We start from the raw sequence: 14,404 nt of genomic DNA, 5'->3' as shown, positions 1-14,404 counted from the left end.
GCCTTCACTTTTATTGGCTTTGCCCTATGAAGTACAACACAATCAGGACCGCAACGAGGCAGAACAGCACGAAAAAGGTGATTTTCCACGGGCTGCGCGGAACAGTGCCTGAAACAAGTCCGGTCTGAGCGTTGACCATGTAACGGTAAGGCTTTCCGCGATAAGTATAGCCAGCATTCCAGATCGGCAGCAGCAGATGTTTGTAAGTAAGCCCGCTGTATTGCGTACGGGTACGCAACGCACGGATTTCATCGCCGCCAATCTGCCTTTTGATGCCGACTTCGATGGCATTGTCGATGCGCACCTTGGCTTGCTGCCAGCCCTCGCTGCGGGGCACGGAATATTTCTCGGCCAGATAGCCGCTCAGATATTCCGGTCGGTACTCTTTTAATTTCGACAGGTCGAAATTGTTCAGCTTCTCCAGCAGTTTCCCGTCATAACGCCGGGAGGCCGGAACCAGCACATCGTCAAACCAGCGGTCATACTCCCCGCCGACCCGGTGCCATACCGTGTACCGCTCCTGGGTCGTATACGTTTCGGTTTTACCGTTGACGGTCCGGGTACGAGTGACGGTGCGATAATGATAGTCGCCGCGTTCCGCCGTATACACCGAGTCCGTATCGGCATCGAAGGTCCAGTAGGGAATATACAGACCGGACAGCCGAGCGACAATGTTCCCGTTCTTGAAGGCATTCGGCACAAACCATCGCTTCGACTTCCATGTCTTGAACGAAGCCATGGCCTGTTCCATGGAAATTTGGAACGGAATCACGGTTTCCGGTTTGATACTGGCCGTGTCCTGTTGACTTAGAACTTTCGAGGATCCGCAGAAGGGGCAGATCGCGGCGGTTTCCAGTTCAGGCAACACGATATCGCCGCCGCAGCTTTCGCAGTGCAGCGTCTGCTTCCGGAATCCCCAATCCGTCCGCGCTGCATTTTCTTCATCCGTTCCGGACAAATCCAGATCGTACTCTACGGGCTGGCTGCCGGAATCCTCAATGGCCTCTTTACGCCCGCAGTATTGGCATTTCAGATTTTGCGCCTCGGAGTCGAACAGCATCGGGCCGCCGCAGCCGGAACAGGGAAACGTAACTGGAGCCTTCGCGGTGGCTTCTTTTGGTGCTGGAGCTTCCATCGTCATCCCCTACACTTTCGTGCCGCAACCGGAGCAGAACTTTGCGTTTTCCACCAGCGGCGAACCGCACTCCGTGCAGAACCGTTTCGGCACTCCGGTTTGCGCGGCATTCCCATTTCCTGCCGCTGCGGGGCCGCCGCCGCTTGCTGCCGGTCCCGGTTCGGCCGGCCGGTTCATCATCTGGCCCATCATCTGGGCCATCGCCATGCCGGCGCCGAGACCGGCTCCGGTTCCGGCTGCGCCCGAATCCGGGTTGTTTGCCGCCTCGCGAATGGCCTCGGCGGTCTGATATTTCATATATTGGTCCAGGTTGCCGGCGATATTCATCGACGACTTCCGGTCGATCATTTGCTCGACTTCCGGCGGTAAGGACAGGTTCTCAATCAGCAGCAGCGACAGGAACAGGCCCATGGTTTCAAAATGCGGCTGCAGGCGTTCCATGGCCCGGGCGCTCAGCTCTTCATACGAAGAAGCCAGATCCATCACGGGAATGCGGGATTCGCCGATCAGATCGCTGATTCCGGTAACAAGGATCGATTTTAAATACCCGGAAATGTGCTCAGTCGTAAAGTCACTGCGGGTACCGAACAATTCCCTTAGGAACAAGGCCGGGTCTTTTACGCGGATCGCATAGCTTCCGAAGCCCCGCAGCCGGATGGCGCCAAACTCGGTATCCCGGAGAATAACCGGATTGGTCGTTCCCCATTTTAAATTCGTGAAATTGGCTGTGCTGACGAAATAAACATCCGCCTTGAACGGCGAATTAAACGCATACGGCCAAGACTTAAGGGCGGTCAGCAAAGGCATGTTTTGCGTGGATAACGTATAAGTGCCGGGGCCGTAGACATCGGCGATCTGTCCCTCGTTGACGAACACGGCGGCCTGAGATTCGCGGACAATCAGCTTGGCGCCCATTTTGATCGCATTATCGTATACAGGAAAACGGTACACCATCGAGCCGGAATTCGCCGATTCGTCCAGCCATTCGATGACTTCAATAAATTGGCCTTTCAAAAAAGAAAACAGTCCCATCGTTCTACCTCCAGATTGCAAATAGAAAAATCTACCTCCATTATACTTAAAGTCTGCGGTAGGGGATACCCGGGGGGACCGGGTCAGTTCTCATTTCGCGTATCCATTCTATATAGAAGGAGCATGCAGCCTCTGTTTATTGAATAGATATATAGTTTAAAAGCTGCATAAAGGAGGTAATCATGGACCGGAAAAATGAAATTCAAGAACTTAAAGATCGATTGGAACATGTTGAGGCACAGTTGGAGAGAAGATCTAAGAGCTTCAGACCTCTTAAAATAGCCATAATCCTAATGCTCGTTATTGTTTTCCTTATGGTACTAATCGGGATCTTCCAATTTGTGAGCGCATGATAAAGGCCGCTTCTTGGCGGCCTTTTCATTGAGCATACTTAGTAATAAGGATGTGTGAGCGTCCTAACAAAACAAGCTGCTCCAGGGTGTAATATCCTTGGGCGGCTTGTTTGTTGTTCACCGCCTTCTTATTTGCTGTCGCTCATTGGAAGAAATCCAATCAAACGGCGCACAAACTGCAAGGTCTGATGCCATGATTGGATTAAATCCAATCATTACTCGGATTTTCAGGGATAAAGCGGCATATACGCTCGTAGTGGTTGGATTTTATCCAATGAAATGGCTTTAAGGCAGAGTGGTGAAAGAAATGGCTGTATTTTTTCCAACGAAAGCGGGAGGGAGCTGTTTCCCTAAAGATTGGATTGGAACCTTCCGTTCCAGATTCAGCCTCCTTTTCTACCACGCCAGACATAAAGGGGTTTGGTGGGGAAAGAGGCGCTATATAACCAGCTCACGATGCTGGTGGAAATCCATTGGCATAGGAGGGCTTGAATAATAATCATCCAATCGATAACGCATGCCGTAAGGATAAAAATGCATCCGTTCATCCACAGCAGCGTTTTGCCCGGGTCGGCATGCCTTTGCCTGGATAGTGCGAGCGCCGCAAATCCGATGCCTCCGTTGGAGAAACGCTGGGTTAGAAGAACGGCGATGCCGAGCCCAAGCAGAACCGAGCCGACCAGCAGATCGAACCAGACGTTACCAAACGGGCTTGTGAAGTAGACGCCGAAGATGTTAAAGGATACCGAAGTGGTGGTGATCACCCCGATCGTGCCTATAGTGCTGATCGTTCCAAGATACGGAATCGCGGTCAAAAGAAACAGAAAGTTCATCAGCCAGAAGCCGATGCTCATCGGCAAGGAAAACCAATGATTTAGCAGCAAAGCAAGCCCTCCGGCCCCGCCGGGAGGAATGGCATGCGGAAACAGAAAGACGCCCATGCCGAATCCCTGGATAAGGGAACCAGCGAGAATCAAGGAGGCTTTTAAACAGGATCGGCGCAAAAGATAGCCCTTCGTTCTGCTAGATAATAGATTCACAAGCATCGCTTCCTTTAAAGAATATGAAGGGCTGAAGCCGGGCTCCGTTCCGTCAGCCCCCGCCCCTTCTTCTCCAAATGTATGCTTGTCATTAAACAGGAATGCCATTTGACTCAATGGAGGTCTCTTCCAGCGAGGTATAAGATTATTACGTTAGCCTGTGGAAGTGTTAAAATAGGAGTATTATACAGGACACGAATGGACCGGATAACACTTTTCGGAAAAAGAATAAAGGAGCAGAACAGCGATGAATGAGCAGAAAACCCTATCGGAAGCATTTAACCGGACCGCTTACCGCCTGTCGGGCCAGGGCCTCCGGAATGTAGAAGTCTTGAAATCGGTCTTGGAGCAAGTTGAGGGAAGCTTAGAGAGCGATATATATGGCAAAGGCCAAGTCATCGAGGAGTTTCAGAGCGAGATGGCTGCGTATCTCGGCAAGGAAAGCGCGGTGTTTTTCCCAAGCGGCACGATGGCGCAGCAAATCGCTTTAAGAATCTGGTGCGACGAGGGAAATCTCAAGCAAGTGGCTTATCATCCTCTAAGCCATTTGGAGATCCACGAAGAGGATGGATTAAAGGAGCTGCATGGCATCAAGCCTATTTTGCTTGCGGACAAGGACCGTCTAATCACTTTGGAGGATGTCCGAAATTTACGGGAAGATATCGCTTGCCTTCTGCTGGAACTGCCGCAGCGCGAAATCGGCGGCCAGTTGCCGGAATACTCGGAGCTGGAGGCGATCTCCGCTTATTGCCGGGAGAAAGGCATCAAGCTGCACTTGGACGGCGCGAGACTTTTTGAGGTCTTACCGTACTACCAAAAAAGTGCCGCCGAGGTTTGCGCGCTGTTCGACAGTGTCTACGTCTCTTTTTACAAAACGATCGGCGGGATTGCCGGGGCGATTCTCGCGGGAGACGCGGACTTCACCGAAAAGTCGAAGGTTTGGAAAAGACGGCACGGCGGCAATCTCATCAGCTTATATCCGTATATTTTGAGCAGCGCGCACTATTTTAAGGAACGGATCGGCAAAATGGAGCAATACTACCGGGATGCCGTCCGGCTGGCGGAATGCTTCAATGCCTGCACTCGCGTGAACACCCGCCCGGCGGTACCTGTATCAAATATGTTCCATGTACATTTTGATGCTCCAAAGGCCATGGTCGAACCGGTACTGATCGAGTTATGTGAAGCTTCGGGGATCGGAATCACCGGAAATGTGAGAGAATCTGACGGGGATACAAGTTATTTCGAGCTAAGTGTAGGGGATATGTATTCCCAAGTTCCGGAGGAAAAGCGCGAGGCGATGTTCCGGATGCTGGATGATAGACTTCGGGAGATGTGAGGTCGTACACAAATATAGAGCGGGACGGTTTCTTTTTACAGGGGAACTGTCTCGTTTCTAATATAGCCGGTTAAACGCAATTTCCGACTACATTAACGGGAGGTTTTCCAGCTATGCTGAACGAGGGGCCGGAACAATTCAACAACAGCCGCACGGAATCGGAAACTAAGAGTCACCCGCAACATCAGACAGCAACGCTCGGAATGGGATGCTTTTGGTCGCCGGAAGCTTTGTTCGGCCAATTGCCGGGAGTAATGCGAACTCGTACCGGATACGCCGGGGGAACGACCGATAACCCGGAATACCGGCGGATGGGAGACCATACGGAAACGGTTCAGATCGATTTTGATCCCGGACAAATTTCGTATGAGCAACTGCTGAAAGTATTTTGGGACAATCATAATCCCGCTAATATCAACGATTATAAAGGGCGTCAATATTTGTCCTTGTTACTGTTCCATGACGCCGAGCAGGAGCGCGCCATTCAACACTGCATCGAGCAGCGCATAGATAGCGGCGACCGCAGACCGGAGACCGAGATTGCACCATATACTGTCTTTTATCCTGCCGAAGAGAGACATCAGAAATATTATCTGAAAAGATTTCCGGACGCGCTAGCTAAATTGAGCCAGTTATATCCCTCGCAGGAAGAAATCGACGGTTCGACGATTGCGGCCAGACTGAACGGGTTAGCGAAAGGTTATACAAGTCTGGAGCGCATCAGGAACGAAATCATGGAATGGCCGATAAGTTTACCGGAGCGTGATCGAATCCTTGAACTTATCACAAAAATCAGGTGGTAGCAGGATAACGCTATTCTTTCCCGGGAAACCTATTTTTGGCAAACCGGAGCCGTAAACCCGGAATATACTGAATAAAAGGCAAGAACTGGCGGTTTTCGGGTAATAAGGGGATAAGCCATAAGGCATGAAGGTAAGAAGGTAAGGGCTGAAGTAGCCTGACGAGTAAAGGGACGGTGGAGCAAGTGATAATCGGGGTACCCAAGGAAACGAAAAATAACGAGCACCGCGTCGGCATGACGCCGGGCTCGGTGGTGTCTTATGTGCAAGCGGGCCACCAAGTGCTGGTAGAGAGCGGTGCCGGAGAAGGCATCGGGTTCGGCGACCAAGATTATGAGGCGGCAGGAGCCCGGATCGTCCCAACGGCGGCGGAAGCTTGGGCCGCTGAAATGGTCGTCAAGGTGAAGGAGCCGATTCCTGAGGAATTCGGCTATTTTCGGGAAGGACTTATCCTGTTCACGTACCTGCATCTCGCACCGGAGCCGGAGCTTACGAAGGCTCTTGTAGAGCGCGGAGTGACGGCGATTGCCTATGAGACGATTCAACTGGATGACGGGCGGCTGCCGCTACTGATGCCGATGAGCGAGGTGGCGGGCCGGATGTCGATTCAGATCGGGGCGCATTTTCTGGAAAAAGCGCACGGCGGCAAAGGCCTGCTGCTTGGCGGGGTTCCTGGCGTCGAGCCGGGCAAGGTAACCGTCATCGGCGGCGGCATCGTCGGGACTAACGCAGCCCGGATGGCCGTCGGCCTGGGCGCGGAAGTGACGATTATCGATTTAAGCGCGGAAAGGCTGCGCCAAATCGATGAAATGTTCATGGGCCGGGTCAAAACGCTGATCTCCAATCCGTTCAATATCGCTCAAGCTGTGCAAAGGGCCGATTTATTGATTGGAGCGGTACTGATTCCCGGTGCGCGGGCGCCGCGTCTCGTGACGGAGGATATGGTGAAGGCCATGTCGCCCGGCTCCGTCATCGTCGACGTGGCGATCGACCAAGGCGGGTCCATTGCCACCATCGACCGGATCACAACCCATGACCAGCCGGTATACGAAAAGCACGGCGTCATTCATTATGCGGTCGCCAATATGCCCGGGGCGGTCGCCCGTACCTCCACCATCGCGCTGACTAACGTCACGACTCCCTACGGCCTTCAAATTGCCGGGAAGGGCATACGCCAGGCGGCGCTCGGCAACAAAGCCTTGGCCAAAGGCATCAATGTAATGGCCGGTCAGGTAACTTATCCGGCCGTGGCAGAAGCGCAGGGGCTAAAGACTGCCGATATTTTCACCTTGTTACAGACATAAGGGTGATAATAGGTACAGGGCTGGTTCTAAACTTGAAGTAGAATAAGGAGCAAACGACCAAGGAGGGATTCATTTCATGCTACGGACGAAAATCATTTGTACGCTGGGGCCGGCATGCGACCGGCCGGAAATCCTGAAGGAGATGATTCAGGCGGGGATGACTGTCGGGCGGCTGAACATGGCCCACGGGGAGCCGGAAGAGCATGCGCGGCGGATCGAAGGTGTCCGTCAAGCTGCGCGGGAATTGGACACGTTTATTCCGATCATGATGGATATCAAGGGACCTGAAGTGCGGATCGGGAAACTGAAGGAAGCATCCTGCCAATTGATTGCGGGAGAGGAACTCATCCTGACGACGGAAGAGATCGAGGGAGACGCCCGCCGGATTTCCGTCAACTACCCGGAGATGCCGAAGGTGGTACATGAGAACGACCGGATTCTGATCGACGACGGCCTCGTAGAGCTGCGGGTGCTCTCCGTAGAAGGCTCGGAGATCACCTGCCGCATTATCAGCGGAGGGACGCTCAAGCCTCGCAAAGGCGTGAACCTGCCGGGGATCAAAACGACCCTGCCTGGCGTAACCGAACGGGATATCCGACATATCGGCTTCGGCTTGGAACAGAATATCGAAATGATTGCGGTCTCGTTTGTCAGAAAAGGCGACGATATCCGTGAGGTCCGCCGGATTCTGGATGAGCGCGGCGCAGGCCATGTACAGATTATTTCGAAGATTGAGAATGAGGAAGGCATCGAGCATTTGGACGACATTCTGGAAGCTTCGGACGGCATTATGGTAGCCCGGGGCGATCTCGGGGTTGAGGTTCCGGTCGAAAACGTACCGATGATGCAGAAGGAAATGATCGACAAGTGTAACCTTGCCGGCAAACCCGTCATCGTGGCTACGCATATGCTGGAGTCGATGCAGGTCAACCCGCGTCCGACGCGTGCCGAAGTCAGCGATGTTTACAACGCCGTTATGCAGGGAGCCGACGTGGTCATGCTGTCCGGAGAGTCCGCTGCGGGGAAATATCCGGTTCAATCCGTCCGGACGATGGCCAGAGTGGCCCATCAGGCCGAGGCGATGATCGATTACTACGATCAATTCGACCGGAAAAGAAAGCAGCATGCCACCAACATCACCGAAGTGATCAGCCAAAGCGCAGTCAGCGCTTCGCTTGAACTCGACGCTAAGGCCATTATCACCTCCACGGGGAGCGGCTTTACGGCGAGAATGATCTCGAAGTACCGCCCGAAGGCTCCGATCTTGGCAATTACGCATGACGTGCACGTACTCTCAAAGGTGTGTCTGCTGTCAGGGGTATTTCCATTTCAGGGGGAGCAGGTGTCCGCTGTGGATGAGATGTTCGATTCGGCGATTCGAAGCGCTTTGAAGACAGGATATGTAACTCCCGGTGATACGGTTGTACTTTCCGCCGGATTGCCGCTTGGTCAAGCGGGAACGACCAACCTGATTCAAATTCAACAGGTAAAGCCTTGAGTGCTTTTTCAAGGTTAGAAAGACCTCCAAATTTCCGGTCATTCCGGGATCTGGAGGTCTTTCAATTTAATTTGCACCCGCGTTATCATGATGTCTTTCCTGGACTTTTTGAAAACATATTCCGGACGCCATGCACGCCGAGGAGAAGCAGCGGCAATCCAATGCTAATGATGATAATATACGGGGTCCAAATCCTCTTGTCCCAATCATGTTTAAAAGGAATATTAGGATAAATGAAGACCGCCAAAGAGACCATGATCCATCCGATGGGCATAACCAGCGGCTGATAGTTTTTTATATTAAATAACTGGCTAATGCCGGTAACAATAGCGTACATATATACAGTGGTGCGAAAGAATAAGGAAATGAACCACATTACGGCCATGATCACCTCTATGCGCTGAAGGAAATTACCGATATTGATTTTTTGAGCGAGCATATAACTAGGGTATATATTTATTGCCGTAAGACCCGGGCCCAGCACTAGAATTGTCAACGCAATAACGATGATAAGCACCCCTCCCCCCAGCAGGCTTCCGATATAGACGGCTTTTGAAGCATCCTGCGGGCGGGCGACAGAAGACGGGTAGAACATCAGCAGGACAATATGCGGCAAAAAGGTAATGCTTAGAAAAGAAAGTACGGCCGGGAAGATCGGACCTATCCCGTGTTCCAGAATAGGCGAGGCCTTCTCCCATTTAACGATAGACAACAATAGAGTAGACATGGACAGAAACAGCAGAAGGAACCATGGAAACAGCAACTCAGCCGACCGGGCCAGCACTTCAAGCCCTAATCGGATACCTAACACAACAATAGCTCCAAAGAGAAGGAGAATCGCCTGAGTGGGAGTCTCGGGAAGGATCTGGATGGTCATGAAGGTACCGATTTCGTACAATACCGTAACGGGTCCGCCCATAAATAAGGTAACCAGAAACAAAAAATTAACCGTTTTGCCGATCCATTTCCCAAGCAGTTTCTCGGAAATTTGCAACAAGTTCATTGCGGGATATCTTCGCGATAGTTGATGATGCAGAGCCAGGATCAGAAGGCCGAATCCCAACCCGGCTAACGCTGCGATCCAGGCATCCTGTTTGGCTATGGAGGCTACGCTGGAGGGAACGATAAGTATAGCGCTGCCGATCGTGTAGAGGGCGGTTAAAATGCTGAGCTGACGTAATGATATTTTTACTTCCGGCATGTTCCTGCTCCCTTCCTTATTGAATCAAACCTATCGCGGAGAGAAGATCGCTGAACGGTTTGACGATCATCGTAATCCAAATCAAAGGTGTGGGAATTTCGGTTATGAAGCTCTGGGCTAGGCTAAGACCAATTCCGATTAGCAAAAAGACCGAGAATCCCCAGATTTCCCGGAGTTCTCCTTCCCGGATCATCCGGGGAAGTTCAAGCCAGGATATTAACGAGGCGGACACCAAAATAAAAGTGATATTCAGCATGTTTATTCTTACTCCTTAAGATCGTTTAAGAAGGAATTACCGGTAGTTCCAGTCCGGCGGATGGTGTAGTCAACCTGAATATGAGTTTTTAAGTTCGGAAAATAGCCTTCGTTCCAGTCTTCCTTTATTTTTGTCCACATCCTTGGATGAGAACGGCGGAATACTTCCCCGAAGCCGAAAATATCCACTTTATACTCCTTCTGCACTTTCGCGATTACCGATTCCAGGATGCCAGTGGCCTTTTCTTCCATCCCGGTTTCTAATTCCGTGACCGTTTCCGGTTTAGTTAGATCCAGGCCTTTGCATTCCACGGAAGCTACATTTGCCTCGACGTACACTTTAATGTCCATCTCCGGTCGCGAATCGACGATCTTTCCCTTGGTCTTCGTATTTGTTCCCAGTGTTTCCAGTACGACTTTCCCTTGGTTTTTACAACGTTCGAAGCTCACCGAGCTCTTCACGTCTCCGATCAGAAGTCGGTATCCCCGGCTATCCTTCTCGTCTAGCCAGCCAATCAGTTTGTCGAATTTAAAGATGGCGAGACCGGAATATTGCAGATGACTGGGCGTATAGATATTTAATATGTTTTCCTTGGTCTGTCCTATATTCCTGTCACCGGTGATCTCTAAACCAGTCAGGACCGGGTGTTTTCCTTCCCTGGTAAGATCGTTAATCAATTCATCCAGGGTTACCGCTTTGGCGGGCGACCAGGCCTTTGCTGCGGTTTGCAGGGAACTGAACAGTTTGTTGGCCGGAATGGTTTCGAGTGGGGTCATAATTTTTAAAGCTTCCTCCGCTGTCGTTCCTCTGGTGACTACAAGGAAGAAATCAGTTCTAAATTCGTGATCTCTGAGCAGCAAGTCCAAAATTTCGGCGATCCCTTGGCTAGCCATGGATTCGCCGATCAGGAATACCCGGAGATGGGGGAAATATATTTTTCGCGGACTGATTTGAGTCATTCTTCGCGCCGCTTCAAATAAAGTATCGCCTTCCGCCGTATATAAGGTTGCAGGGGCTTGGGAACTCCCGGCCTTTTTCGAAGCGACCTGACCGGGGATGGCGACCTGGACGGATAAGCGGTAGCGATCCCCTACCTTGTCCACACCCGCTGCAACAGCTATGGCTAAATCGTTTAATTCCCTTCGGCTCCAGCAACCACTAAGAAGTAAAGAAACGGCAAGATTAAGCAGAATTAACGCCGATATTCGCTTCATCAAGTTTCACTCGCTTTCTGGCTTGTCTGTCATTTCTTCTATTCTCGTGATTTTTCTGGAGGCGTGCTCTTTCTGCGTGTCATATTCTTCTTATTTATAATCCGGGGACGGGTCAGCAGCAGCCAATGCGGAAGTCTGATAATTGCGTCTTTTTGCCCATCGGGAATTAATGGGGCAAAAGGAGCCATATATGGGATTCCGAATGACCGCAGGCTGCATAAATGAAGAATCAGGGTAGTGACGCCAATGAAGATGCCGAAAAGTCCGAAGGAACCGGCTAGTAACATCAACGGAAAGCGAAGCATCCGAAAAGCGATGGACATGTTGAAGGAGGGGAGCACGAAACTGGATATGGCCGTGGTTGCGACTACAATAACCATGGCCGCCGAAATGATCCCCGCCTCCACGGCGGCTTGTCCAATGACGAGCGTTCCTACGATAGAAATCGCGGAGCCGATATTTTTAGGCAAACGTACACCTGCCTCTCTCAGGATCTCGAAGGTCAACTCCATCAATAGAGCTTCTACGAAGGCGGGAAAGGGAATCTGTTCCCGTTGCGATGCCAGACCAAAGAGAAGCTGGGTCGGCAGCATTTCCTGATGAAACGTGGAAATCGCGACGTATAGGGACGGTGCCAGCAAAGAGATAAATATGCTTAAGTACCGGAGCATCCGCAAAAAGCTGCTGATATCCGCACGTTGATAATAATCCTCCGCCGCATGCAGGAAAGAGACGAAGAGAGCTGGAACCACAAGAACAATCGGCGTCCCATCCACCAAAATCACGACTTTCCCCTCCAAGAGTTCGGCCGCGACTACATCCGGCCGTTCTGTATTGTAAATCGTGGGGAAGGGGGTCAAGGTTTTATCCTGAATGATTTCTTCGATATATCCGCTCTCCAGGATCCCGTCTACATCTATGACAGCAAGCCGGTCGCGTACCTCTTGGACTATTTTCTCGTTGGCGATGCCTTGGATAAACATAATACCGACATTAGTCTGGGTGCGCCGCCCAATTTGCTGCGTTTCCAGCCGTAAGTCAGGATCTTTAATTTTCCGGCGGACTAAAGCGGTATTGGTCCGGATCGACTCGGAGAAGGCTTCGCGTGGACCGCGCACGACGTTCTCCGCCGAGGTTTCCGTGACCCCGCGGTCCTTCCACCCGGGCGTAGAGACTGAGATGCCTTTATTTAATCCTTCGAATAGAAGGATCGTATCTCCTGAGAGAAGGTCGTGCAAAAGCGATGTATAGTCCTGGACCTCGGAAAAGTCTTTTAATCCCGAAGTGATATCGTCCAAAAGGTGTTGTCCGTTCAAGGGAGAAGAACACGAAGAACCATCTTTATAACCTTCCGAAATAGAGGAGATAGGCCTCATAATTGAATTGTTAATTTCCTTTGGATCGGCAAGCCCGTCCGTGTAAATAACGGCGATTGACGGCTCTTTTGACCCCGAAACGGGTACTTCTCGAATAATAATGTCAGTGCTGTTTCCGAGCATCTTTTTGATTTGCTGTAAATTGGCCTTAAGATTGCAATTCAAGATGTCCGATGAGCTTGATTCGGGCTTAGCTGGAGATGGCGGCTCCTTAGCTGATGCTTGAGTTTTGTTGGTGAACTGATTGCTTTTTCTTCGATAGCGCATAGGTTGTCTTCCTCTCGCAAGTTGAGCTATCCCACCATTATTTCCGAAGGAATCGCAAGGTAAACTTACGGGATCCGATCAATCTTTCTATCCACACACTCTCAATCCGGTATTGAGGTATACTATTTAACAGGACTGTTACGATTCGAAAAGAGGGATCACTGTGCAGAATATTAATGAAACGATGGATGCTTCAGCGATACAAAATCTGATCGACAAACAGAAGCGGCTCGTAGCTTCCGGAGGAACACGGCCTCTGGCATTCCGGATGAAGCAGCTGCAAACACTGAAATCAGCCGTCAAGAAATATGAAAAAGACATCATGGAGGCGTTGCGGCAGGACTTGCGCAAATCTCAATATGAGGCGTACACCACGGAAATTGGATATTTGCTCGACAGCTTTGGCCATACGATGAAGCATCTGAAGCGTTGGATGAAGCCGAAAACAGTGCGGACCCCTGCCATGCATTTCGGCTCGAAAAGCGTAATTTACCCTGAGCCGTACGGATCGGCCCTGATCATCGGGCCGTTCAACTACCCGTTTATGCTCGTTATGGACCCATTAGCCGGTGCGATCGCTGCCGGGAATGCGGCTGTCATCAAGCCGTCGGAATTTACCCCGCATGTGTCGGCGGTCATCGCGAAGCTGATCCGGGAGCATTTTGATGAAGATTATATACGGGTCATCGAGGGCGGAAAGGAGACGACCTCGGATCTGATTCATGCCCCATTTGACCGGATTTTCTTTACAGGGAGCACGCAGGTCGGGAAGATCGTCATGAAGGCCGCCGCCGAGCATCTTGTTCCGGTTATTTTGGAACTGGGAGGCAAAAGCCCTTGTATCGTGCATAGTGACGCCGATCTCGAATTGACCGCCAAGAGAATCGTATGGGGGAAGTTTGTGAATACCGGCCAGACCTGTGTCGCTCCGGACTATGTGCTTGCCCACAAAGAGATTAAGCCTGCCCTCTTGGTTAAACTGAAAGAACAGATAACGGCCTTCTACGGGGCTGACCCGAAACAAAGCCCTGACTTTGGACGCATCGTCAACGAGCGGCATTGGGAGCGATTGACCGGACTGCTGGAACCCTCTAAAGTCGTGACCGGTGGAGAGAGCGACCGCGGGGATTTGTACCTCGCTCCGACCTTGATGGATAAGGTGCAGTGGGGGGACAAGGTGATGGAAGAGGAGATTTTCGGGCCGATATTGCCTATTTTGGAATACGAGCATCTGGACCAGGCCATTTCGATGTTGAATTCCAGACCTAAACCGCTTGCCCTTTACTTGTTCACTGCGAATAAGGGAATCGAGCGCAACGTGATGGAGGCGGTGTCTTTTGGCGGGGGCTGCGTAAATGACACCATCTTGCATTTGGCGACACCGTATCTGCCCTTCGGCGGTGTAGGCCAATCCGGGATGGGCTCATATCATGGCAGGTACAGTTTTGAAGCCTTCTCCCATATGAAAGGCGTGCTGAAGAAATCGACACGGGTGAAAATCAACTTTATTTTCCCGCCCTACAGTGATAAGAAGCTGAACCTGATAAAAAAGGTGATGAAATAGGCCGCTTTTTGCATAGGAACGGGGA

At 51.3% G+C, this 14,404-nt stretch carries 12 protein-coding genes; 5 read left to right on the top strand and 7 right to left on the bottom strand.

Annotated features, from left to right (window positions below):
* Window positions 1-10: 10 nt before the first annotated feature.
* From NYE70_RS24850 to NYE70_RS24840, 3 genes are all read right to left on the bottom strand, one after another.
* Window positions 11-1,141, bottom strand: a complete 1,131-nt coding sequence (locus tag NYE70_RS24850) for a hypothetical protein (RefSeq protein WP_341048755.1) — start codon at window positions 1,139-1,141, stop codon at window positions 11-13.
* 3 nt (window positions 1,142-1,144) lie between these two features.
* Window positions 1,145-2,167, bottom strand: a complete 1,023-nt coding sequence (locus tag NYE70_RS24845; protein WP_290407220.1) for an SPFH domain-containing protein — start codon at window positions 2,165-2,167, stop codon at window positions 1,145-1,147.
* Window positions 2,168-2,903: 736 nt separating this feature from the next.
* Window positions 2,904-3,668 carry a YitT family protein gene (locus tag NYE70_RS24840; RefSeq protein WP_341048982.1) on the bottom strand — a complete coding sequence of 255 codons (765 nt, stop codon included), beginning with the start codon at window positions 3,666-3,668 and terminating at the stop codon, window positions 2,904-2,906.
* A 139-nt stretch (window positions 3,669-3,807) separates the two neighbouring features.
* Between NYE70_RS24840 and NYE70_RS24835 the strand changes: the two genes are divergently transcribed.
* The 4 genes from NYE70_RS24835 to pyk all read left to right on the top strand — a co-directional run bounded on the left by NYE70_RS24835 (window position 3,808) and on the right by pyk (window position 8,501).
* Window positions 3,808-4,899, top strand: coding sequence for a threonine aldolase family protein (locus NYE70_RS24835; protein WP_341048754.1), 1,092 nt, complete (start codon window positions 3,808-3,810; stop codon window positions 4,897-4,899).
* Window positions 4,900-5,012: 113 nt separating this feature from the next.
* A complete protein-coding gene (msrA, locus tag NYE70_RS24830; protein ID WP_341048752.1) occupies window positions 5,013-5,702 on the top strand; it encodes a peptide-methionine (S)-S-oxide reductase MsrA in 690 nt (229 codons plus the stop codon).
* 182 nt (window positions 5,703-5,884) lie between these two features.
* Window positions 5,885-7,003 (top strand): alanine dehydrogenase, encoded by a 1,119-nt coding sequence (gene ald, locus NYE70_RS24825; RefSeq protein WP_290407278.1) that lies wholly within the window; start codon window positions 5,885-5,887, stop codon window positions 7,001-7,003.
* A 76-nt stretch (window positions 7,004-7,079) separates the two neighbouring features.
* Window positions 7,080-8,501, top strand: a complete 1,422-nt coding sequence (gene pyk, locus NYE70_RS24820; protein ID WP_213654416.1) for a pyruvate kinase — start codon at window positions 7,080-7,082, stop codon at window positions 8,499-8,501.
* 85 nt (window positions 8,502-8,586) lie between these two features.
* On the opposite strand, the gene NYE70_RS24815 is transcribed toward pyk, so the two are convergent.
* Genes NYE70_RS24815 through NYE70_RS24800 form a run of 4 tightly spaced genes read right to left on the bottom strand, consistent with a single transcriptional unit; the run spans window position 8,587 to window position 12,815 of the window.
* Window positions 8,587-9,702, bottom strand: coding sequence for a GerAB/ArcD/ProY family transporter (locus NYE70_RS24815; RefSeq protein WP_290407217.1), 1,116 nt, complete (start codon window positions 9,700-9,702; stop codon window positions 8,587-8,589).
* A 16-nt stretch (window positions 9,703-9,718) separates the two neighbouring features.
* Entirely contained in the window at window positions 9,719-9,958 is a 240-nt protein-coding gene (locus NYE70_RS24810; RefSeq protein WP_341048751.1) for a hypothetical protein, read from the bottom strand.
* Between the two features lie 8 nt (window positions 9,959-9,966).
* The gene (locus tag NYE70_RS24805) at window positions 9,967-11,172 is read right to left on the bottom strand and encodes a Ger(x)C family spore germination protein (RefSeq protein ID WP_341048750.1); all 1,206 of its coding nucleotides are present in this window, start codon (window positions 11,170-11,172) and stop codon (window positions 9,967-9,969) included.
* Window positions 11,173-11,210: 38 nt separating this feature from the next.
* Complete coding sequence (locus tag NYE70_RS24800) at window positions 11,211-12,815, bottom strand: spore germination protein (RefSeq protein ID WP_341048749.1); 1,605 nt, start codon at window positions 12,813-12,815, stop codon at window positions 11,211-11,213.
* Window positions 12,816-12,999: 184 nt separating this feature from the next.
* On the opposite strand from NYE70_RS24800, the gene NYE70_RS24795 reads away from it, so the two are divergent.
* On the top strand, window positions 13,000-14,379 hold the full coding sequence (locus NYE70_RS24795; protein ID WP_341048980.1) for an aldehyde dehydrogenase: 1,380 nt from the start codon (window positions 13,000-13,002) through the stop codon (window positions 14,377-14,379).
* Window positions 14,380-14,404 lie beyond the last annotated feature (25 nt).

Source organism: Paenibacillus sp. FSL R5-0407 (assembly GCF_038009185.1).
GTDB lineage: Bacteria > Bacillota > Bacilli > Paenibacillales > Paenibacillaceae > Fontibacillus > Fontibacillus vini.
Note: the sequence above shows the minus strand (reverse complement) of the source record. Positions and strands in the feature narration are given on the sequence as shown.